This is a genomic window from Chryseobacterium sp. SIMBA_028 (assembly GCF_046535285.1).
Lineage (GTDB): Bacteria > Bacteroidota > Bacteroidia > Flavobacteriales > Weeksellaceae > Chryseobacterium.
This window is the reverse complement of record NZ_JAWRWZ010000271.1, coordinates 1-273: the sequence shown is the minus strand read 5'-3', so window position 1 is coordinate 273 and position 273 is coordinate 1. Positions and strand designations below refer to the sequence as shown.

Genomic DNA, 273 nt, shown 5'->3' with positions numbered 1-273 from the left:
AGCGGTCCACACGCCCCGGTGGCGGAAGAGCCGTACATCGATCAGCGGTTCAGCGACGCGCAGTTCCACCACTACGAACCCAATGAGCGCAACGCCGCCCCCGATGAGCAGGCTGACGGTCTTGCCGTCGCCCCATCCCCATGCCTGGCCCTCGCTGATGGCGAGTAACACCGCAACCAAACCCACGGAGACGATCGCTGTGCCGAGCCAGTCAAGCTTCCCAGGCGTCCTGACGGGTGACTCGGGCATGCCGAAGATCGCGCCTAGCAGCGC

General features: G+C 65.9%; 1 pseudogene. It reads right to left on the bottom strand.

The features are described 5' to 3' along the window. Positions 1–273 (bottom strand): annotated as a pseudogene (locus SCA31_RS23415) (MFS transporter); the annotation flags it as partial.